The 21,054-nt window shown below is 64.8% G+C and carries 18 protein-coding genes; 9 read left to right on the forward strand and 9 right to left on the reverse strand.

Annotated features, from left to right (window positions below; translation table 11 throughout):
• Window positions 1–13 precede the first annotated feature (13 nt).
• Complete coding sequence (gene rimO / locus ACXAEH_RS01185) at window positions 14–1,429, reverse strand: 30S ribosomal protein S12 methylthiotransferase RimO (protein ID WP_475030667.1); 1,416 nt, start codon at window positions 1,427–1,429, stop codon at window positions 14–16.
• Between the two features lie 268 nt (window positions 1,430–1,697).
• Between rimO and ACXAEH_RS01190 the strand changes: the two genes are divergently transcribed.
• Window positions 1,698–3,149 (forward strand): pentapeptide repeat-containing protein, encoded by a 1,452-nt coding sequence (locus tag ACXAEH_RS01190; protein ID WP_475030668.1) that lies wholly within the window; start codon window positions 1,698–1,700, stop codon window positions 3,147–3,149.
• Between the two features lie 243 nt (window positions 3,150–3,392).
• Window positions 3,393–5,300 (forward strand): AsmA family protein, encoded by a 1,908-nt coding sequence (locus ACXAEH_RS01195; RefSeq protein WP_475030669.1) that lies wholly within the window; start codon window positions 3,393–3,395, stop codon window positions 5,298–5,300.
• Window positions 5,301–5,512: 212 nt separating this feature from the next.
• Here the strand turns inward: ACXAEH_RS01195 and ACXAEH_RS01200 are convergent, their stop codons facing one another.
• The 4 genes from ACXAEH_RS01200 to ACXAEH_RS01215 are packed head-to-tail and all read right to left on the reverse strand — an operon-like array spanning window position 5,513 to window position 10,272.
• Window positions 5,513–7,009 carry a phosphomannomutase/phosphoglucomutase gene (locus ACXAEH_RS01200; protein ID WP_475030670.1) on the reverse strand — a complete coding sequence of 499 codons (1,497 nt, stop codon included), beginning with the start codon at window positions 7,007–7,009 and terminating at the stop codon, window positions 5,513–5,515.
• A 15-nt stretch (window positions 7,010–7,024) separates the two neighbouring features.
• Window positions 7,025–7,858 (reverse strand): 3-deoxy-8-phosphooctulonate synthase, encoded by an 834-nt coding sequence (kdsA, locus tag ACXAEH_RS01205; protein ID WP_475030671.1) that lies wholly within the window; start codon window positions 7,856–7,858, stop codon window positions 7,025–7,027.
• A 28-nt stretch (window positions 7,859–7,886) separates the two neighbouring features.
• Window positions 7,887–9,635, reverse strand: a complete 1,749-nt coding sequence (locus tag ACXAEH_RS01210; RefSeq protein WP_475030672.1) for a KpsE/RkpR family capsule polysaccharide export protein — start codon at window positions 9,633–9,635, stop codon at window positions 7,887–7,889.
• Complete coding sequence (locus ACXAEH_RS01215; protein ID WP_475030673.1) at window positions 9,613–10,272, reverse strand: ABC transporter ATP-binding protein; 660 nt, start codon at window positions 10,270–10,272, stop codon at window positions 9,613–9,615. Before ACXAEH_RS01215 ends, ACXAEH_RS01210 begins: the two co-directional genes overlap by 23 nt.
• A 240-nt stretch (window positions 10,273–10,512) precedes the next feature.
• Between ACXAEH_RS01215 and ACXAEH_RS01220 the strand changes: the two genes are divergently transcribed.
• Window positions 10,513–11,130, forward strand: a complete 618-nt coding sequence (locus ACXAEH_RS01220) for a uracil-DNA glycosylase family protein (protein ID WP_475030674.1) — start codon at window positions 10,513–10,515, stop codon at window positions 11,128–11,130.
• Window positions 11,127–11,930: an SseB family protein gene (locus ACXAEH_RS01225; protein WP_475030675.1), complete on the forward strand. Its 804-nt coding sequence runs from the start codon at window positions 11,127–11,129 to the stop codon at window positions 11,928–11,930. Before ACXAEH_RS01220 ends, ACXAEH_RS01225 begins: the two co-directional genes overlap by 4 nt.
• 379 nt (window positions 11,931–12,309) lie before the next feature.
• Here the strand turns inward: ACXAEH_RS01225 and yghU are convergent, their stop codons facing one another.
• Window positions 12,310–13,185, reverse strand: a complete 876-nt coding sequence (gene yghU, locus ACXAEH_RS01230) for a glutathione-dependent disulfide-bond oxidoreductase (protein ID WP_475030676.1) — start codon at window positions 13,183–13,185, stop codon at window positions 12,310–12,312.
• Between the two features lie 273 nt (window positions 13,186–13,458).
• Here yghU and ACXAEH_RS01235 point away from each other — a divergent pair, with 273 nt between their 5' ends.
• The 3 genes from ACXAEH_RS01235 to ACXAEH_RS01245 all read left to right on the forward strand — a co-directional run bounded on the left by ACXAEH_RS01235 (window position 13,459) and on the right by ACXAEH_RS01245 (window position 15,495).
• Window positions 13,459–13,977 carry a YHS domain-containing (seleno)protein gene (locus ACXAEH_RS01235; protein ID WP_475030677.1) on the forward strand — a complete coding sequence of 173 codons (519 nt, stop codon included), beginning with the start codon at window positions 13,459–13,461 and terminating at the stop codon, window positions 13,975–13,977.
• 307 nt (window positions 13,978–14,284) lie between these two features.
• Window positions 14,285–14,626, forward strand: coding sequence for a copper resistance CopC family protein (locus ACXAEH_RS01240; RefSeq protein ID WP_475030678.1), 342 nt, complete (start codon window positions 14,285–14,287; stop codon window positions 14,624–14,626).
• Entirely contained in the window at window positions 14,623–15,495 is an 873-nt protein-coding gene (locus ACXAEH_RS01245) for a copper resistance D family protein (protein ID WP_475030679.1), read from the forward strand. Before ACXAEH_RS01240 ends, ACXAEH_RS01245 begins: the two co-directional genes overlap by 4 nt.
• A gap of 104 nt (window positions 15,496–15,599) precedes the next feature.
• Here ACXAEH_RS01245 and ACXAEH_RS01250 read toward each other — a convergent pair whose 3' ends face one another.
• Window positions 15,600–16,196 (reverse strand): GcrA family cell cycle regulator, encoded by a 597-nt coding sequence (locus ACXAEH_RS01250; protein ID WP_475030680.1) that lies wholly within the window; start codon window positions 16,194–16,196, stop codon window positions 15,600–15,602.
• Window positions 16,197–16,355: 159 nt separating this feature from the next.
• On the opposite strand from ACXAEH_RS01250, the gene ACXAEH_RS01255 reads away from it, so the two are divergent.
• On the forward strand, window positions 16,356–17,168 hold the full coding sequence (locus ACXAEH_RS01255) for an ABC transporter permease (protein WP_475030681.1): 813 nt from the start codon (window positions 16,356–16,358) through the stop codon (window positions 17,166–17,168).
• Between the two features lie 5 nt (window positions 17,169–17,173).
• Here ACXAEH_RS01255 and ACXAEH_RS01260 read toward each other — a convergent pair whose 3' ends face one another.
• Window positions 17,174–18,406 carry an MFS transporter gene (locus tag ACXAEH_RS01260; RefSeq protein WP_475030682.1) on the reverse strand — a complete coding sequence of 411 codons (1,233 nt, stop codon included), beginning with the start codon at window positions 18,404–18,406 and terminating at the stop codon, window positions 17,174–17,176.
• Between the two features lie 116 nt (window positions 18,407–18,522).
• Complete coding sequence (locus tag ACXAEH_RS01265) at window positions 18,523–19,434, reverse strand: DMT family transporter (RefSeq protein ID WP_475030683.1); 912 nt, start codon at window positions 19,432–19,434, stop codon at window positions 18,523–18,525.
• Window positions 19,435–19,862: 428 nt separating this feature from the next.
• Here ACXAEH_RS01265 and ACXAEH_RS01270 point away from each other — a divergent pair, with 428 nt between their 5' ends.
• The gene (locus ACXAEH_RS01270; protein WP_475030684.1) at window positions 19,863–21,038 is read left to right on the forward strand and encodes an acetylornithine transaminase; all 1,176 of its coding nucleotides are present in this window, start codon (window positions 19,863–19,865) and stop codon (window positions 21,036–21,038) included.
• Window positions 21,039–21,054 lie beyond the last annotated feature (16 nt).

Raw genomic sequence — 21,054 nt, forward strand, 5'->3', positions numbered from 1 at the left:
ATATTCTCAAGGGTTACCTAAGTTTACCCCACAGATCATACTCCCCGGCCTCATCAACTTCAACGGTTACCAGTTTACCCGCCTGCAACCCATCCGTTCCCTCGTCAATGAACAGGTTGCCGTCGATCTCCGGTGCGTCGGCCTTGGTGCGGCAGGTGGCGATGCCGTCTTCGTCGATGTCGTCCACGATCACCTGCATCGTCTGGCCGACCTTGGCCGCCAGCTTGGCCTCTGAGATCGCCTGGGCCTTCTCCATGAACCGCTCCCAGCGCTCCTGCTTCACCTCTTCCGGCACATGGTCGGGCAGATCGTTGGAACGGGCGCCGTCGACGTTTTCGTATTTAAAACAACCCACTCGGTCCAGCTGCGCCTCGTCCATCCAATCGAGCAAATGCTGGAACTCCGCCTCACTCTCACCCGGGTAGCCGACGATGAAGGTGGAGCGCAGGGTGATGTCGGGGCAGGTGGCGCGCCAGGCGTTGATCTCGTCCAGCGTCTTGGCGGCGGCGGCGGGGCGGGCCATGCGGCGCAGCACGTCCGGGTGGGCGTGCTGGAAGGGGATGTCCAGGTACGGCAGCAGCGCGTTGTCCGGGTCCGCCATCAGCGGGATCAGCTCGCGCACATGCGGGTAGGGGTAGACATAATGCAGCCGCACCCAGAGGTCCTCCGCCGGGGCCAGCCTGCCCAATTCGCGGGAGAGGTCGAGGATATGGCTGCGCACGTCGGCGCCCTTCCAGGGGTGGCTTGAGTACTTGCGGTCGAGCCCGTAGGCGGAGGTGTCCTGGCTGATCACCAGCAGCTCGCGCACGCCAGCCTCCACCAGCTTCTCCGCCTCGCGCAGCACCGCGTGGACCGGGCGGGAGGCCAGTAGCCCGCGCATGTCCGGGATGATGCAGAACTTGCACTTATGGTTGCAACCCTCTGAAATCTTGAGGTAGCTGAAGTGGCGCGGGGTGAGTTTCACACCCGCCGCGGGCAGCAGGTCCACGTAAGGGTTCGGGCTGGGCGGCACTGCTGAATGCACCGCGTCCAGCACCTGTTCGTACTGATGCGGGCCGGTGACCGCGTGGATGCGCGGGTGATGCTCGCGGATATAGTCGGGCTCGGCGCCCAGGCAGCCGGTCACGATCACCTTGCCGTTTTCCTTCAGCGCTTCGCCGATCGCCTCCAGGCTTTCCGCCTTGGCGGAATCCAGGAACCCGCAGGTGTTGACGATCACCGCATCGGCACCGGCGTAATCGGGCGAGATGCCGTAGCCCTCGGCGCGCAGCCGGGTCAGGATCCGCTCGCTGTCCACCAGCGCCTTGGGGCAGCCGAGCGACACCATGCCGAGGGTCGGCTGGCCGTCACGGGGCGCGTCGCGGAACTGCGGTTCCGGAGCAAGGTCAGGGCGGAGGCTGGGCGGGTTGCTGGACGGGGTACGGGTCATGCGCGCGCATATATCAGGAATGCGGCAGGAGGCAAGGAAAACGGGCGGTGCCGGCCGTGCACCGCCTGTGCACCCCCTGTGCACCGGGGCGGTGCATTTTGCCACTTTTTCTATCGCCCGGTCGCAGGCCGGGCAGCGCCTGACCTTCCCCCTGGGAAGGCGCTACTCGCCTCCCCAAGGTCAGGCGCTGCCCTCCGTTAGAGGTTGAAGCGGCAGCCCCAAAGCCCGTAGCCTGCGGCAAAGCAAATTTGCATGACGAGAGCGATTGATGCGTGACGAGACAGAAGCGCCGGCCCCGGCCGCTCCGGAGCCCGAACTGAAGCCCGCCAATGAGAACCCCTGGTATGTTCTGATGACGCTTTATGGGGATGATCATGACCACAATAGGGCGATTTGGAATGCTTGGGCGTGGCAAGCACTGACAAAGGAGGAAAGGCAAAAACTCTCTGACGTCGGCGCAATTACTTCTGCCGATTTGCTGGATTGGAAAAGTATCCATGGTGAGATTGTTTCCAAATTTGAGACCGAGTACAGAAAAAGAAACAGTCCACATTGTGCAGTACCAAACTTTCCCGACCCACGTCACCCCATACGTTTGTCCAAAATCACTGTTGAAGATAGTTTGGAGTTTCAGCGCTGGTGCTTTCCGAGTGGAGTCTACATTTCACAAGTTCGTTTCAAAAAGGATGTCGACTTTAGTGACGCGCTGTTCTTGGGTGATCTTTCAATCCGGAGAGCTGTTTTTGAGAACGATCTAAATTTTCTAGGAGTATCCTTCTTTGGTCGCACGAGCTTCTCCGCTACTTTCGGCGATGATGTATCTTTTTCTGAAGCTAAATTTCACAAATCAGTTGTTGTTCATGATTCTACATTCAAGGATTACGTTTCTTTCGGTAGAGTAGAATTTTTTGAGGATGCGAATTTTTTCGATACTATTTTCTTAAGCAGGTCTTCGTTTGAGATGGTGAGGTTTCATGGGAGAGCTAGATTTCTAGATGCTGTGTTTGGTGACCCCGGCGGAGATAAGGTCAGTTTCCCCAGCTTTCGAGATTGTCATTTTGAGAACCCGACCTCTTTTCGCCAGTCCAGATTTCTAAATGCCTATCCGGATTTTTCGGGTGCCATTCTGGACGACAGAACTACATTCACCGCTCGTGGAGAACCGACCCACAGTGAGGTTAAGGCCAACAGTAAATTGAAAGGTGTTGTCTACTGGCCTTACCAGACAAAACAGGATTCAGAAGTCGCCCGCGACAGCTGCGCAACCATCCGCCACATCCTTGCCAAACAAGGCCTGCCCGAAGACGAGCATTTCTTCTTCCGCCGCGAGATGCATTTTGCCGGCAAGATCGGCTCCATCTGGCAGCGGCTGCCCTATCTGCTGTTCGGCCTGTTCTCGGAATACGGCTACTCCATCCTGCGGCCGACGCTGTGGCTCTTGGGGATCTGGGCGTTGGGCTTTGCCGCCTTTTGGGGGTATTTCTCCGGCTGCTGCGTGCCGGCGCCGCATGAGGTGATCGAACGCCCGATGGGATCGGCGATGGCGCTCAGCTTCTCCAATCTGTTTCCGCTGTTTGGGTTCGGGCGGACGTTTCTGCTGGAGGAATTGAAGGCGCTTCCTGCGGTGCTGCAATTCTTCTCCGGCGTCCAGACCGTCGCCAGCCTGCCATTGCTGTTCTTCCTCGGGCTTGGCTTGCGCCAGCGGTTTAGGCTCCGGTAGCAGGACAGTCTTCCCGGATCGCAAAGCGATCCGGTTCGCGCCCGGCCCGCCCCGTCATACCGGAGGCGTGCTGGCAGCACGGCGGCGGGCGCGACGAGCGCCCCCCCCCCGGGACGGGCGCGAACCTCTCGTTTGAGGAACCACATCCCGCATTGCGCCTGCCCCTCCACGCGGTAAGCTGGGGAAAAGACCCTTGCCGGAGCAGGCTGCCGGAATGGGGGACAAGACATGAGGAGTGGGGTGATGAGGCTGATTATCCGGATTGCGACGGCGCTGGTGCTGACGGTGGCGGTCCTGCTGGGGCTGGTGCTGCTGTTGCCGGGCGAGAAGATTGCGCAGCTGGCCGCCGATCAGGTGGAGGCGCAGACCGGGCGCAAGCTGGAGATCGGCGGCAAGGCGCGGTTTACCTTCTGGCCCACCCTGGGGGTCAAGGCCGATGCGGTGACGCTGGCCAATGCCGGCTGGGCCGGGCCGGAGCCGATGCTGAGCGCCGAGCGGCTGACCATCGGGGTGGCGGCGGCGGATCTGCTGCAGGGCAATGTGCGGGTGACCGAGATTTCCGCCATCCTGCCGCATCTGAACCTGGCAACGCGGGAGGATGGCACCGGCAACTGGGTCTTTGACGGGGGCACGGCGGCTGCGGGCGGCTCTGGCGGCGGCAGCGGTGCGCTGCCTTTGCGGATCGAGGCGGTGGCGCTGACCGGCGCCTCGCTGCGCTATGCGGCGCATGGGGAAACACCGGTGGAGATGAAGAATATCGACCTCAGCCTGCTGTGGCCGGAGCCGGATGGCACGGTGCAGGTGAAGGCGACCCTGCGCCCGGCGGGCGAGCCGGTGGAGGTGGACGCCGAGATCGGCACCTTTGCGGCGTTCCTGGCCGGGGAGGTCTCCTCGGTCGGGGCGACGGTGGCTGTGCCCGGCGGCAAGGGCCGCTTTGACGGCCACGCCGATATCCGCGGCGAGGCCGGCGGGCGGCTGACGTTTGGGGCGGAGGATGCCTTGCAGACTGCGGTGGCGCTGGGGGTGTTCCTGCCGGATGGGTTTGCGCAGAAGTCGGTGTTCGGCGCTGATGTGACCTATACCGCGGACGGGCGGCTGTCGATGCGGGACATGGCGGTGGAGCTGGGCTCCAACAGGTTGAGCGGCGCGGCGGATGCGGTGCTGCTGGAGCGCCCGAAGATCACCGCGCAGCTGCAGGGCGGGGCATTGGATTTCTCTGCGCTGGCAGGCGGTGGCGGCGGCAGCGATGGGGCGGCGGCAGAGGGCTGGTCCCGGGAGAGGATCGATGCCTCGGCGCTGGGGCTGGCGGATGCTGTCATTGATCTCAGTTTTGACAGTCTGGACACCGGCGGCATCCAGCTGGGCGCCAGCAAGCTGAACCTGACGGTGGAGCGATCGCGGGCGGTGCTGAAGTTCCTGCCCGCGGCGATGTTCGGCGGCCAGGTGCAGGGGCAGGTGGTGGCCAACAACCGGGGGGGCCTGTCGGTGGGCGGCAAGCTGAATTTCAACGGCATCCGGCTGGAGCGGGCCCTGGGCGAGACGGCGGGCTACAGCCGCCTGAATGGCGAAGCGCTGGGCGAGCTGGAGTTTCTCGGCTCCGGCAATTCGGTGGATGCGGTGATGCGCTCGCTCAGCGGCAAGGGCTGGCTGGAGGCGGATCAGGGCTTTTTCACCGGCTTTGATCTGGAGCAGCTGATGCGCTCGGGGGGCAATGGCGGCAGCACCGTATTCGACCAGCTGACCGCCAGCTACACGATCGAGGGCGGCAACCTGCGCAATGAGGACCTCTTGGTGCTGCTCAAGGGGTTCCGGGCGGATGGCAAGGGGCGGATCGGCCTGGGCGCGCGGGATCTGGATTACCTGTTCACGCCGCAGATCGTGCGGGCAGGCAGCGACCAGGTGCTGACCATCCCGGTGCGGGTCACCGGCCCTTGGGCGGACCCGGATATCCGCCCGGATCTGAGCCAGGCGCTGCAGACCCGGATCGATGACGTCGAACAGGAAGCCAAGGACCGGCTGCGCCAGAAGCTGGGCGAGGAACTGAACCTGGAGACGGAGATCGCGCCGGAGCAGGATCTGAACGATGTGCTGAAAGAGCGCATCGAACAGGAGGCCCGGGATCAGCTGCTGCGCCTGCTCGGCGGCGATTAACGGGCCCAAGCCGGAGGCCGGGTCAAGGATGGCCGAAGGCCACCGGGCATGGCCCGGCGTGTCCTTGACGCGGCTGCAGGCGTTTTACACTGGAGAACGCGCATCTAAGGGCAGACCTGACCTTAGATCGCTTCTCAGCCAAAGAAAAAAGCGCCCGCCGAAGGCGGGCGCGGATCGCCTGCGACAGCAGGCGAAAAACCTCTTGGCCAAGGTCAGATGGTCTGGTCGTAGTCGCCCACCAGCGGTTCGGTGCGGATCACCGCGTCGACATCGGCAAAGATTGCCCGCATTTCCGCCTCGCTTTCGGAGCTTTCGCAGACCACCACAAGGTTCGGGGTGTTGGAGGAGGCGCGCACCAGCCCCCAGGAGCCGTTATCGAGGATCACCCGGGCGCCGTTCACGGTCACAACTTCCTTGATGGCGCGGCCCGCGAATTGCTCGCCCGCCTCATGCTTGGCCACCAGTTTCTGCACCAGGCGTTCCAGCACGGTGTATTTCTCGGTGTCGGCGCAATAGGGGGACATGGTCGGGGTGGACCAGGTCTTGGGCAGTGCCTTCCTGAGGTCCGACATCGACTGGCCCGGGTTGCGGTCCAGCATCTTGCAGACCTCGACCGCGACCCGCATGCCGCAGTCGTAGCCGCGGCCCACCGGTTCGGCCAGGAAGTAGTGGCCGGACTTCTCGAACCCTGCCAGCGCGCCGATTTCCTTGACCCGCCGCTTCATGTGGCTGTGGCCGGTCTTCCAGTAATCCGCCGTCACGCCGTTCTTCTGCAGCTCCGGGTCGGAGGCAAAGAGGCCGGTGGATTTCACATCTGCCACAAAGGTCGAGTTCGGGTAGAGCTTCGACAGATCGCGCGCCATGATCACGCCCACCTTGTCGGCAAAGATCTCCTCGCCCTCGTCATCGACCACGCCGCAGCGGTCGCCGTCGCCGTCAAAGCCAAGCGCCAGATCGGCGCCCGAAGCCTTTACCGATGCCGACATGTCGTGCAGCATTTCCATCGCTTCGGGGTTCGGGTTGTAATGCGGGAAGCTGTAGTCCAGCTCATTGTGGCTCTCGACCACCTCGACGCCGATGCGCTTGAACAGCTCCGGCGCAAAGGCGGAGGCGGTGCCGTTGCCGGTGGCGCAGACAACTTTCAGCGGGCGGGACATTTTGAAATCGCCAACGAGGTCGTCGAGATAGGCCTCTTTCACGCCATCGACGAATTCGTAGGAGCCGCCCGGTGCTGCCTGGCCTTCACCGTTCAGCACGATGCCGCGCAGCTCGCCCATCTCGTCGGGGCCGTGGGTCAGCGGGCGGTCAAAGCCCATCTTGACGCCGGTCCAGCCGTTGGGGTTGTGGCTGGCAGTGACCATGGCGACCGCGGGCACATCCAGGTGGAACTGGGCGAAATAGGCCATCGGCGACAGCGCCGGGCCGATGTCCTTCACTTGAATGCCGGCCTGCATCAGGCCGAGGATCAGCGCGTTCTTGATCGCCAGGGAATAGTCGCGGTAGTCGTTGCCGACCGCGATCACCGGGTCGATGCCGCGCTTGCGCATCTGGGTGCCGAGGCCGAGGCCCAGGGCTGTCATGCCGGGGAGGTTGATCTCCTCCGGGTATTTCCAGCGGGCGTCGTATTCGCGGAAACCGGTCGGCGTGATCATCGCGTCGCGCAGAAAGCTCCAGGTGTTCGGGGTCACCTCGGGCAGGGGTTTGGTCATGTCGAAATCTCTTTGTTAAATGCGGATCGGATTGGCTTTGGCCAATGCATCAAACTGCATCAATGTGTCAATCAACTGCGGCATCTGATCCAGATAGATCATGTTGGGGCCGTCGCAGGGGGCGTTGTCGGGGTCCTGATGGGTCTCGGTGAACACGGCGCCGATGCCGGTGGCCACGGCGGCGCGGGCCAGGACCGGGGCAAATTCGCGCTGCCCGCCAGAGGCGCCGCCCAGGCCCCCGGGCTGGGCCACCGCGTGGGTTGCGTCCATCACCACCGGATAGCCGGTGCGCGCCATTTCCGGCAGCGACTGCATGTCGACCACCAGGCGGTTATAGCCGAAGGAGGCGCCGCGCTCGGTCAGCAGGATCTTCTCGTTGCCGGTGCTTTCGATCTTGGCGACCACATTGGGCATGTCCCAGGGTGCCAGGAACTGGCCCTTCTTGACGTTGATCGCGGCGCCGGTGCGGCCCGCGGCCAGCAGCAGGGCGGTCTGGCGGCACAGGAAGGCGGGGATCTGCATGATGTCGCAGACCTCGGCGACGGGTTCGCATTGCTCTGCCTCGTGGATGTCGGTCAGCACCGGCACGCCAATGCTGTCCTTCACGGATTGCAGCACCGCCAGGCCCTTGTCCAGGCCCAGGGCGGGCTTGGCATTCAGCGAAGTGCGGTTGGCCTTGTCAAAGGAACCCTTGAACACAAACTGGGCGCCGGCCTTGCCGCAGGCTTCCTTCAGCAGGCCTGCAATCATTTGCGCGTGGTCGGCGCTTTCCAGCTGGCAGGGGCCTGCAATCAGGGTCAGCGGGCGGTCATTGCCGATGTTCAATCCGGCGACAGATACGTTTTTCATGGGATTCCGATCGTGGCTTCCGATGGCTTTACGAGGAGACCTGCTCGCGCAGGATGGACGCGGTGAGCGAACACATCAGGTAAATACCGGAAAAGATCAGGAATGCCAAAACGGTATTCTCGAACTTGCGCGGATAGGAGGGTTCCTCGCTGGGCACCGGCTCCACCGCGGTGGTCAGATAGCGGACCTGGCGGTTGGCCTCCAGGCGGGTGGTTTCCATTTGCTGCAAGGCCGATTGCAGCATCAGGTCGCGGGTGGCGAGGTCGGCCTGGGCCATCTGGATCTGGATGCGCAGATTGGCCAGCGAGTTTTCGCCGGCCGAGGCATCGACCATGCGGTTGTTGAGGCTGGCGATCACCGCCTCCAGCCGCCGGATGTCGGCCTCTGCGCCGGAGACCTTGGCGCGGTTGGGGCGGGCGTTGTCCTGCAGTGCGGCCAGCTCCAGCCGTTTTTCCTCCAGCTGGATTTCAAAGGTGCTGATCTGCTGGCGCAGCGAGGCGACCACGCCTTCGGGGTCCAGGACGGCGCCCTGCTGCTGCAGCACCACCAGGTTCTGCTGCGCGGCGCGGCGCTTGGCCTCGGCATCGGTCAGCGCGGCTTCGGATTCGGACATCTGGTCGGCGCGTTTCTGCTGCGAAAGGTTGTTCACCTTCTCCTGGGCATAGGAAATGAGCTTGCGGGAGAATTCTGCCGCGACGGCCGGATCCGCGGCGGAGACTTCCATCCGCACCACGCCTTCGGTCGGGTCATAGCCGATCTTCACGTTGCGCTGGTAGGTCGCATAGGCCTGCTCGTTGGAGGCATCCTCTTCCAGCCGCTGGATCGGGTCCAGGATGTCCTGGGTGAAATGCGCCTTGAAGCCGGCCTCCTGGTCCAGCCGCAGCATCGCCTCCTTGGATTGCAGATAGCCCTGCACGGCGATGGAATCCTGGCTGGTGGCAAACTGGGTGCCGCTGAGCAGCCCGCCGACGCCGCCGCCGACGCCGCCGTCGGCCTGCAGCACCAGGAACTCCGACTTGGAGGAGAACATCGGTGTCGCCACCGAGTAGAAGTAATAGCCCGCGGCCAGGGTCGGCAGCATCACGAAGAACGCCAGCCGTGCCGCCAGCAGCGTCAGCTTGCGGCGGCGGCGGCGGGCGATATCGCGCTGGATTTCCTGGATTTCGCGGCTGCGCCGCTCTGCCGGGCTGAGCTCGGTCGAGGGCAGGGTGGTCTTGGCGGCCGGCACGGTCTGCGGCAGCTGCACGGAGCCCGGCGCGGGCGGGGTGCCCGCGGGCTGCGCCTTGTTCTGCGGCACCACCAGCTCCAGCATGTTGGCGCGTTTGAACGGATCGATGCCGCGCTCGCGCAGCATCCGCACCGCCTCGAAGTCCGAGGTGGCGGCCAGGTTGTGCTTCTGCGCCATCCGGCGGGCCAGGCGCAGCTGGCGGCCGGTCAGCCCCTCCTGGCGGATCGCCTCAATGTCGGTTTCCATCTTGCTTTCGCGGGGCGAGCTGACCATGCCCGCCATCGGCGCAGCGGCGCCGGCCTGGCGGTCCGCTGCCTGAGGTTGAGCCTGAGCCTGCGGTTGTGCCTGACCCTGGGCCTGAGCTTGGGTCCGTGCTTGCGCCTGCGGCTGCGCTGCCGCTGCGGCGGCATTGCCCGCCGGGCGCGGCGGCTGCTGCGGCGCGGAGGGCTCCGCGGCGGCGGCAGGGCCTGCGGCCTGCGGCGGCGCTTCGGCGGCAGCGGCGGGGCTGCGGCGGATGCGGAACTTCTTAGCTCTCGGTTTCGTAGTCATAGAGCTGTTTCGCTTCTTCCAAAGTGTCAAACATATGCAGCTGTCCCTGCAGCAGGACAGCCGCGGAACGGGCAAATTTCTCCAGCGTCTTGGCCTGGTGGGAGACAATGACGATGGTGGTGGTGGCCAGCCGCTCCTGCAGGATTTCGCCTGCTTTGCGGTTGAACTCCACATCGGTGGTGCTGGGCATGCCTTCGTCGATCAGGTAGATGTCGAAATCCAGCGCCAGCATCAGCGAAAAGCTGAACCGCGCCCGCATGCCCGAGGAATAGGTGCCGATCGGCTGGTCGAAATACTCCCCCAGCCCGCAGAGCCAGCGGCAGTAAGCCTCCACATAATCCGGGTCGAGGCCGTAGAGCTTGGCGATGTAGCGGCTGTTTTCCATGGCGGACAGGCGGCTGATCACCCCGCCCATGAAGCCCAGTGGAAAGGAGATGTTGCAATGGCGGCGGATCTCGCCCTCGTCGGGTTTTTCCAATCCGGCCATCATGTTGATCAGCGTTGTCTTGCCGGTGCCGTTTGGCGCCAGCACACCCAGCGATTTGCCGGGCTCGATACGGAACGACACGCGGTCAAGGATCACCTTGCGCTGGGTTCCCGTCCAAAAGGACTTGCTGACGTTTTCAAACTCAAGCATCGCTGGTTCCGGTGCTGCCCGTGCGGCCCATTGCGGGCTCTGTCTGCCTCATTGTCCAAGCGCCTTCAAACGCGCCCGTGCCTCTTTGATATCAAAAGAGTGTTAATGGCCTACGCGGGGAATTTGGCCTTATTATGTCGAATTGTGACATAATTCATCAACCAAGTCTTAACCAAATTGGCGTGTATCCGGGGGCCGGCGCAGGTTTTTTCCCGGCTGAGCCGGAAAGCGGGGCAGCAGATGACTGGTTCCGAAGCGGAAACAATGGCAGCGGCGCGGCAGCTGAAGGCAGAGATTCGCGCCTGCCGGATCTGTGCAGAGCGGTTTGCCGCCACCGCCACCGCCCATGAACCGCGGCCGGTGGTGTGGTTCCGCCCCGCTGCCCGGATCCTGATTGCGGGCCAGGCGCCGGGGGCACGGGTGCATGAAAGCGGCCGCCCCTTCACCGATCCCTCCGGCGACCGGCTGCGCGCCTGGCTGGGTCTGAGCGAGGCGGAGTTCTACGACAAGGAGCGGGTGGCGGTGGTGCCGATGGGCTTCTGTTTTCCCGGCTACAACGGCAAAAAGGCCGATCTGCCGCCGCCTGCCATCTGCGGCAGGACTTGGCACGCGCGGGTGATGGCGCAGCTGCCGCAGGTGCAGCTGAAGGTGCTGGTCGGCGCCCATGCGCAGCGCTATCACCTTGGCTGGAAAGGCTCTGTGACGCCGCTGGTGCAGGGCTGGCGGGATCATGCGCCGCAGGTCTTCCCCTTGCCGCATCCCTCCTGGCGTAATACCGGATGGCTGAAGAAAAACCCCTGGTTCGAGGCGGAGCTGCTGCCGGTTCTGCAGGCCAGGGTGAAGGAGCTGATGCGATGACAGAAGAGACCCCGCTGGATCTGGCCCATGCGGCGATGGAGGCCGCGCCCGGGGACGATGCCGCCCGGCTGCGGTTTTATGAGCGGCTGGCGGATGCGGAGCTGTTCCTGATGCTGGCGGCCGAGGCGGACGGCGATCAGATCTCGCCCGAGTTGTTCGAGACGCCGGAGGGGGCTTTTGTGCTGGTGTTCGACCGTGAGGAGCGGCTGGCGCAATTTGCAGGCAGGCCTGTTCCCTACGCGGCGCTGTCGGGCCGGGTGATATGCCAGATGCTGGCCGGGCAGGGGGGCGGGCAGGAAATTGGCCTGGGGCTGAACCTAGAGGTGGCGCCCTCAGCCTTGCTGATCCCGGCAGAGGCCATCGCCTGGCTGGATCAGACCCTCGGCCATGCGCCGGAAGAGGTGGAGGCAGGCGTCACCGAATTCACCCCGCCGAAGGGCCTGCCGGAGGCGCTGCTGACGGCGCTGGATGCCAAGCTTGCCACTGCAGGCGGGCTGGCGGCGGCGGCTTATCTGGCGGGCGTGCGCTATGCCGGCGGCGGGCAGGGGCATCTGCTGGGTTTTGTCGGCGCCAAGGAGGCCGCGCAGGCCTCGCTTGCCAAGGCGGCGGGCGAAGCGCTGACCTTCTCCGGGATTGAGGCCGGGGCGATGGATGTTGCGTTTTTCGAGGCCGAGGACCTGGTGGCCGCCAGCCTGGCCCGGGTCGGGCTGCGGTTCGACCTGCCGCAGCCGCCGGAGCCGCAAAGCTATCAGCCGGAAATCCCGGGCAGCAACCCGGACAAGCCGCCGCGGCTGGTTTAGCGGTTGAAAGAACAGGAAGGGGGAGGCTCCCGCCTGTTCCAGCGCATTCGCAGAATGCGCCTCACAGTTGGGCGTGGCGCTGTGCTGCGCACAGCGCAAGGAAGCCTGCTGGGAAGCGCTTAAGGGCAGGCCTGCCCTTAAGCGCCCTGGCAAGGCTGTGTCTGCCAATTGCCGCGTCAAGGGTAAACCGCGCGATGCGCGGCTGCTGGCGCAGCCCTTGACCCGGAAACTGGCAGGGGCGGCCCGCAATCGGGGAGGCGCCGCGCGTCAGCGCGGCGCCGGGCCCAAGGCCGCATAAGCAAGCCCGGGCCTTGCCCGGGGGTGCGCGGGCGCGGGAGCACCCGGCAAGGCCAGGGCCGGGATGTTTGCGGCCAGGCGGTTACTCCGCCGCCGGTTCCAGCTTGTCCTGGGTGCGGGTCTCGAAATCGCTGGCGTCGTGGCGCTCGTGCAATTGCATCTCCAGATCGCCGAAGGAGCGGTTCACCATGCGGCCGCGCTGCACCGCCGGGCGGGCGTCGATGGCCTTGGCCCAGCGGACCACATGGGTGTAGCTTTCCACGTCCAGGAACTCGGCCGCATCATAAAGGCGGCCCAGCACCAGCTGGCCGTACCAGGGCCAGATCGCCATATCGGCGATGGTGTAGTCTTCACCCGCGATGTAGCTCCGCTCTGCCAGCTGCCGGTCCAGCACGTCCAGCTGCCGCTTGCTCTCCATCGCGAAGCGGTCAATCGGGTACTGGAATTTCTCCGGCGCATAGGCGTAGAAATGGCCGAAACCGCCGCCGAGGTAGGGCGCGCTGCCCATCTGCCAGAACAGCCAGTTCAGCGTCTCGGTGCGCGCTGCACCGCTTGCGGGCAGGAACTCGCCGAACTTCTCCGCCAGATGCATCAGGATCGAGGCGCTTTCAAACACCCGCACCGGTTCCTCGCCGCTGCGGTCCAGGAGCGCCGGGATCTTGGAGTTCGGGTTCACCTCCACAAAGCCGGAGCCGAACTGGTCGCCGTCGCCGATCCGGATCAGCCAGGCGTCGTATTCGGCGCCCGTATGGCCCTTGGCCAGGAGTTCCTCCAGCATCACGGTGACCTTCACCCCGTTCGGGGTCGCCAGCGAGTAAAGCTGCAGCGGGTGCTTGCCCGCGGGCAGCGCCTTGTCATGCGTCGCACCGGCAATGGGGCGGTTGGTGGAGGCAAATTCGCCGCCGTTTTCCTGGTCCCATGTCCAGACCTTGGGCGGGGTGTAGGGGGTGTCGCTCATCTGTCGGGCCTTGTTCTGATTGTTTCCTGTTTGCGGTCAATCGCACGCGCTGCGGCAATTGGCTCAGGCTGAGATAAGGGGATATTTACAAATTCCAATGACTGGAAGGTATGGGCGGCGGAAATTTTTCAAAATGCTCACGGGGACTCGTTTGCGGACACAGAGGCGTGAGCCCCCCTTCGCATTTGTTTCAGGGCCTATAATGTCAGACCCGAGGCCGGATAGGATGCCGGTGCCCAAGTTGAAGCGATCACCGATGAAAGGGATGATTTCATGAAGCGTTTTGCACTTGCTGCCGTGGCAGCGCTGACCTTTGCCGCACCCGCCTTTGCGGGCGAGCAGTATGTCGACGGCACCGGCTATGCCGTGTCGGGCTATGACGTGGTGGCCTACCGCAGCCTCGAGATGAACCCGGTGGGCACGCCGCAGACGGCTGCCGTGCGCGGCAATGCGGATTTCACCGCCGACTACAACGGCGCCACCTGGGCCTTCTCCACCGCGGAAAACCGCGACAAGTTCCTGGAAAACCCGGCCTATTACGCGCCGCAATACGATGGCCACTGCGCTTATGGCGTGTCCAAGGGCGGCAAGGTTCCGGCCAACCCGAACCTGTGGCGCATCGTTGATGACAAGCTGTATCTGAACATCACCGATGTGGTCGTGGGTTTCTGGGAAGAGGACATCCCCGGCAACATCAACATCGCCGAAGGCAACTGGCCGGGCATCGAGCCCAAGGACGCCTCCGGCAATGTGATCCCCAAGTTCACCTCCGAAGGCCCGGTCACCAACTGATCCGGCACAGGACTGGTTCAGGCCCTGCAAGGGCTCCAGGACGCAGGCCTCCTGCCATAACAACAGGCAAGACAGGAAACCCGCGCTGGCGAGCGCGGGTTTTTTGCCGGTTCGCAGCCTGCAGGGGCCGGCAGGGCGGCAGGCGCGCTGGAGACGGGCGGGCAAAGCAGCCTGAAAATGCGTGCAATTGCGCTTGGCAAGGGATTTCGCTGCTGGCAATTTGGCGGCACGCAGCCGGTTCTGCGCCGGATGCGCCCGCTGTCCGCGACCCCCCGGGCTGCAATGGAAACAACTGAGGGCCGGCCCAATGAAAAATCTTGCCGCCGCTGTCTGGATTGCTGCAATCGGCAGCGGTGCGGCTGCGCATTCCCCGCTGGACAGCACAACCCCTGCAAATGGCGCGGTGATCAGCGCGCTTCCGGCACAACTCAGCCTCGAATTTGCCGGCGGCATCCGGCTGACACGGGTGGAACTGGTGCATCGGGATCAGCCGCCGGTGCAGCTGGATCTGGGCCGGCAGACAGGTTTTGCGCAGTCGTTCACCCTGCCGCTGGAGGGCATGGGGGCAGGACCCTACCGTGTTGAATGGCGCGGATTGGGGGCCGATGGCCACACCATGAAGGGCCAGTTCTCGTTCGAAGTCGAATGAGCCTTCCGGATAGCTGGGAACTCGCCGCGATCCTGGTGAAGCTGGCGCTTTATGCAGGCTTTGCGGGCGCGGCCGGGCTGATGCTGGCGCGGGTTGCCTTTCCAGCGCTGCTGTCGCCGCTTGATGGCCGGCTCCGCAGGCAAGCGGTCCCGCTGGCATGCCTGGCCCTGGCCGCCTCTGTCCTGAGCTTTCTGCTGCGCGGGGCTGCGCTGACCGGGGATGCCGGCGGGATGACCGACCCGGAAATGCTGGGCTTGCTGTGGCAGACCCCGGCCAGCAGCGCTTTGCTGTGGCGGCTCGCAGGGGCTGCCCTGCTGGTTGCCGGGCTGCTCTGGCCCGGTTCCGGCCGCTGGGCTGCACTGTGCGGCGGCGGGCTGGGGCTGTGGTCGCTGACCGGGATCGGCCATGTTCCGGCGCTGGAGCTGACCGGTGCCCGGCTGCTGCTGATGCTCCACCTTGCGGGGGCGGCGTTCTGGATCGGGATCCTGCTGCCGCTTCACTGGCTGTCGCGGCAGCCCGGGCAACTGCATAACGCCGCTTTGCTGGGGCACCGGTTCGGCCAGGCGGCCATGGTGATTGTCCCTGTGCTGATCCTGGCCGGGCTGCTGATGGCCTGGAAGCTGGTGGGGACCCCGGCAGCTTTGGTTTCGACCGGCTATGGCCGGACCCTGCTGGTCAAGCTGGGCCTGGTGGCGGCGCTTCTTTCGCTGGCGGCAGCAAACAAGCTGCGCTTTGTTCCGGCAATGCAGGCCGGAGAGCCCCGGGCCGGGCGGCATCTGGCCCGCTCCATCGAAGCGGAAGCGGGGCTTATGCTGGGCATTCTGGCTGCAACGGCGGTGATCACCAGCGTTGCAACACTTCCGGCCTGAGACCCATGGGCCGCACAGCCGCCGGCTGATGATTGCAGCGGGCGCCTGTCAAACAAAAAACCCGCGCCGGGGCGCGGGTTTCGGATGCGGTGCGGCGCGGCGCCTCAGCGGCGGCGGTCGCGGCGCGAGGACATCGGCTGGAACGCCACGCCCACATGTGCCTCGCAATAGGGTTTGCCCTGCTGTGCGGGCAGGCCGCAGAACCAGAAGTCCTCTGTTGCCGGATCGCCCACCGGCCATTTGCAGGTGCGCTCGGTCAGCTCCATCAGGGTGAGCTTCTTGGCTTTCTTTTCAATCTCGTTGACCTTGGCCAGCGCCTCGGGGCTGATTTCATTGGCCGAAGGCTGCGGCGGCAGCGGCTGGCCGGCCGGGATGATCTGGCGCCGTGCAGGCGTTGCCGGTTTCGCTTCAGCCGCAGGCTGTGCGGCAGCGGGGCGCGCCGGTTCAGTCTTGGGCTGCGGCTTGGGCTTGGGCGCAGCCGCAGGTTTCGGCGCCGCGGCGGCCGGGGCTGCTGCGGGCTTTTCCTTCGGCTCGGCGGCCTTGGCGCCGCCGCTGTTGCGGTTGGACAGGCCGAGGCGGTGCACCTTGCCAATGACGGCGTTGCGGGTGACGCCGCCCAGTTCCTTGGCGATCTGGCTGGCCGACTGGCCCTCGCCCCACATTTTCTTGAGCAGTTCGACGCGCTCGTCTGTCCAGGACATATGTTGCCTTTCCAAGCCAATAGCGGCCCCAGGGGTTCTGCGGGCCGCCATTAAATTCCGTGTGATCTCCTATTTTAATCACTCCGGGCGGAGTTACAAGGCATCTTGCGCCCCTAGCCGCAGAGGTTATGCAGGCAAGGCAGAGGAATTGGAGACAGCATGGCGGATCAGGGCTATCAGGTCGAACTTGGCGCGCGCCGGTTCGGGCATGTGAACTGGATGGGGCTGAAGGCTTTGGCCTGGCGTGAGGTGAAGCGGTTTCTGGCGGTCTGGACCCAGACCCTGCTGGCACCTTTGATGACCGCGGCCTTGTTCCTGATGATCTTCAACATCGCCATCGGCCCCAAGCGCGGCGATGTGATGGGGGTGCCGTTCCTCACCTTCCTGGCGCCGGGCATCATGATGATGACGGTGATCCAGAACGCCTTTGCCAATACGTCGTCATCGATCGTGATCGCCAAGGTGCAGGGCAATATCGTCGACACGCTGATGCCGCCCTTGTCGGGGCTGGAGATCCTGCTGGGCTATCTGGCCGGCGCCGTGGCGCGCGGCACGCTGGTGGCGCTGGCGATCGGGCTGGGGCTGATGGCGGTCTTGCAGATCGTGCCCGCGCATCCGCTGGTCGCGCTGGTGTTCATCGTGCTTGGCGCGGCTTTCCTGGGCGGGCTTGGCATCGTCGCCGGGGTCTTTGCCGACAAGTTCGATCAGATGGCGGCGATCACCAATTTCATCGTGACGCCCTTGGCGTTCCTGTCCGGCACCTTCTATTCGGTTGAGGCGCTGCCGCCGGTTTTGAAGGCAATCAGCCATGTGAACCCGGTGTTCTACCTGATCGACGGGGTGCGATTCGGGGTGATCGGCACCTCCGACAGCTCGCCCTGGCTGGGGCTGGCGGTGTGCAGCGGCGCCACTTTTGCCGTCTGCCTGCTGGCCTGGGTGATGCTGCGCAGCGGCTACCGCCTGAAACCCTGACACCGTCATTCCGCCGGCAGCGGTTCCGCCGCCGGTGCCAGCTTGCGGTGCCCCAGCCGCGGATGCAGCTTGCCCGCCAGCCAGACGGCAGCCGCGGTGGCGGCGGCGCCTGCGGTGAAAACCCCCGCCACCGGCGCCACCAGCAGCACCAGCCAGGCCGCCCCCGGCGTCAGGATGCCGGAAATATCGCGGTAGCTGGAATAGACCGCCGACATCTCGGTCCGCTCCGAAGGTTTCACCGCCATCAGGAAGGGCAGCCCGGCGCAGATGTCCAGCAGGATCAGCGCCGCAGACCCCGCGACCAGCAGCGTAATCGACACCATCGGCCAGCCCTGGGCCAGCCCCGCAGCGCCAAAGCAGAATGTCACGCCCAGAAATCCGGCGCGCACCGCCAGCCGGATCGAGTGCCTTTGCACCAGCCGCAGCAGCAGCGGCGCGCCAAACAGGGCGGCATTGGTGGCGGACAGGAGGATACCGCCCAGCTCCTCTCCCAGGCCCTGTTCGATGGCAAAAATCGGCAGGTAGACCACATAGATCCACCAGCCCGCCGAGCGGATCACCGCAAACAGCCAGCCGGTGACCAGCCGCGGCTGGGCCAGGAAACGGGGGACGTATTTCAAGGGGCTGGAGGCCGGTCCGCGCGCCCGGGCGATCTGCTTGCCGTTGCCCATCCGCATCCACCAGAAGGCCGCCAGCAGGATCAGCGCCGCGCCGCCCGAGATTAGGAAGGGGGCAGGCGCCCGCCACTCCAGGAGCAGCACGCCCGCCACCGGCCCGGCGGTCCAGCCCACGGCGGAATAGAACATCCGCGAGGTCTCGCATCTGCCCAGCTCCACCCGGGCGATGTAATCCAGCACATAGGCGTTGAAGCAGATGAAAGTGACAACGGAGGCCACGGTGTTGAGCGCCAGCGCCGCCAGAACCGAGGCCGGGCTGCCCTCGATCGCAAATCCGGCGGAGAGGACAAACATCGCGGCCCCCAGCGAATAGGCCCAGCGGCGCGGCAGCAGCCGGATCAGCCCTGGCACCATCATCCCGGCAATCAGCGACAAGACGCCGACGGCAAAATATGAGGCCGAGACCAGCCCGGCATCCCCCAGCGCCCGGTACATGATCAGCGGAAACACCGAGATCAGGATGCCGCGCACCACCGCCTCCAGCCCAGCAAGAATGCCGAAGTCCTGCACCGAGGGCACCGGCGCATGGCGCAGCCAATCAGGTATCCGCCGCTCGTGCATCTGTCCCTCCTGTCCTGCTGGGGATCAGGGTGGCGGCGGAACATATGCGGAAAATGCCGGTTTTCGACGCGGCGGTCGCTGCCGGGCCTGGGGCTGGGAGAAACTTTCCGTGAACGCTATTTCGCGGCGGGGACTGAGGCGCGCGCCTGCGGCCTTTGCCGCCCCTCCCGCCAGGCCAGAATGGCGGCGCCCGCCAGGATGATCACCGCGCCCAGCACGGTGATGGCATCCGGGACCGCACCAAAGCCCAGGAAGTCATAAAGTGCGGCAAAGACCAGCGTGGCATAGCTGAACGGCGCCACGAAAGACGCATCGGCCCGCGCCATCCCGTTGATGAAACAGGCCTGGGCGCAGGCCATCAAAAGGCCAAGCGCTGCCAGCGCCCCCCATTGCGAAGGCGTAGGCATCTGCCAGACCGGCAGCACCGCGCAGGTCGCGATGGCCAGGCCCAGGAGATTGTTGAACCACAAGACCTGCAAGGGCGCCTCGCGGCCTGCCAGTTTCTTGATGAAGATCAGCTCCATTCCCATTACCGCGGCGGCGGTCAGCGCCAGCAGCGCCGCAGGCTGGAAGCTGGCAGGCGTGGGGCGCAGCAGGATCATCGCGCCGATCATGGCAATCAGCGCAGCTCCCCAGCGCCAGGGGCCGACCCGCTCGCCCAGGAGCGGAATGGCCAGCAGCATCCCGAAGACCGGGTTCAGAAAGGTGATCGCGGTGGCATCGGCCAGCGGGATATAGGCCACCGAGGCAAACATCAGCGTAACCCCCGCCCAGCCGAAAGAGGTGCGGCCGATGTGATAGCCCCAATGCGGCCGGATGAACCTGGGCCGCAGGATCAGGACCGCCGTTGAGATGCCCATGAAGGCAAACAGAAACCGCCCGTGGCTGATCTGCATCGGGTGCAGCGGCGCGCCGAGGGCTTCGGTCCCCAGCGCCTTGGCCAGCAGGGTGGTGGCGGCAATGAAGGTGGTTGCCGCCAGGATCAGCGCGGCGGCCAGGGCCGGGTTCTGCGGTGTGGCGATGCTCATGGCCCCAGCGGTGCGGCAAGCCGCCGCGGGATGCAAGGGGAAAGGCGCCGGCCGCTGAGGTAATTTGCAGGCAGGGCGAGGGGCGCTGCCCCGCAGGTGTGAAGGGAAGAGGGGCGCTGCCCCTCTTGGCCTCGCGGCCAATTCACCCCGGAGTATTTTTGACCAGAAAGAAGCAGGGGCCGGGCGGGAACGGCGAAATGGCGGCAAAAGGCTCCGGAAGGGGTTTTCTTTCGGGGAAACCTCCGTTATGGAGCCATCCCATGATCAAACGCGTAAATATCACCATCTCGCGACGCCGACGCCGCCTGGCGTAACCGGCCCTTTGATCTGTTGTGCCGCTGTTGGGCACATTCCTTCCCAATTCCGTTGACCTATGGCCTGGCTTGCGTCACAGCTTTGGCCTCTATCTTTGAAAAAGGATGATCCTGATGATCCCGTCCGTTCTGCCGACCTACAACCGTGCACCGCTTGAGTTCGTCAAAGGCGAAGGCGCCTGGCTGACCACGGCGGACGGGCGACGTTTTCTGGATCTGGGGGCAGGCATTGCGGTCAATGCGCTGGGCCATGCCCATCCGGCGCTGGTGGAGGCGCTGACGTCGCAGGCGCAGAACTTGTGGCATGTCTCCAACCTCTACCAGATCCCGCAGCAGCAGGCGCTGGCGGACAAGCTGGTGGAACATAGTTTTGCCGATACCGTGTTCTTCACAAATTCCGGCACCGAGGCCTGCGAGCTGGCGGTGAAGATGGCGCGCAAGTATTTCTACGACAAGGGCCAGCCGGAGCGGGTGGAGATCATCACCTTTGACGGCTCCTTCCATGGCCGGTCGTCGGCGGGGATTGCGGCGGCGGGGTCCGAGAAGATGACCAAGGGCTTCGGCCCGCTGCTGCCCGGCTTCGTGCATCTGGCCTTTGGCGATCTGGATGGCGTGACCAATGCCATCTCTGAGACCGCCGCCGCCATCATGATCGAGCCGGTGCAGGGCGAAGGCGGCATCCGTGTGGTGCCCGATGCGGAGCTGAAGGCGCTGCGGGCGATCTGCGATGAGCACGGGCTGCTGCTGATCCTGGATGAGGTGCAATGCGGCGTCGGGCGCACCGGCAAGCTGTTTGCCCATGAATGGGCGGGTGTCACGCCTGATATCATGATGTCGGCCAAGGGCATTGGCGGCGGCTTCCCGCTGGGTGCGGTGCTGGCCACGGAAGAGGCCGCCAGCGGCATGACCGCGGGCACCCATGGCTCCACCTACGGCGGCAATCCCTTGGGCTGCGCGGTGGGCTGTGCAGTGATGGACCACGTCGCTGATGAGGCATTCCTGGCGGAGGTGAACCGCAAGGCGGGCCTGTTGCGGCAGAAACTGGAAGGGCTGATCGCAGACCATCCCGGCGTCTTCGAAGAGGTGCGCGGGTCCGGCCTGATGCTGGGCCTCAAGTGCAAGGCGGTGAACATGGATGTGGTGAATGCAGGCTATGAGAACGAGCTGATCACCGTTCCGGCAGCGGACAATGTGATCCGCCTGCTGCCGCCTCTGACCCTGAGTGATGAGGACATCGCCGAGGCCGTCAGCCGCCTGGACAAAACCGCCGCCCAGGTTGAAGCCGCCTAAGCTTCTTTCTGGTCCG

This window comes from Leisingera sp. ABM4_060 (assembly GCF_056158765.1).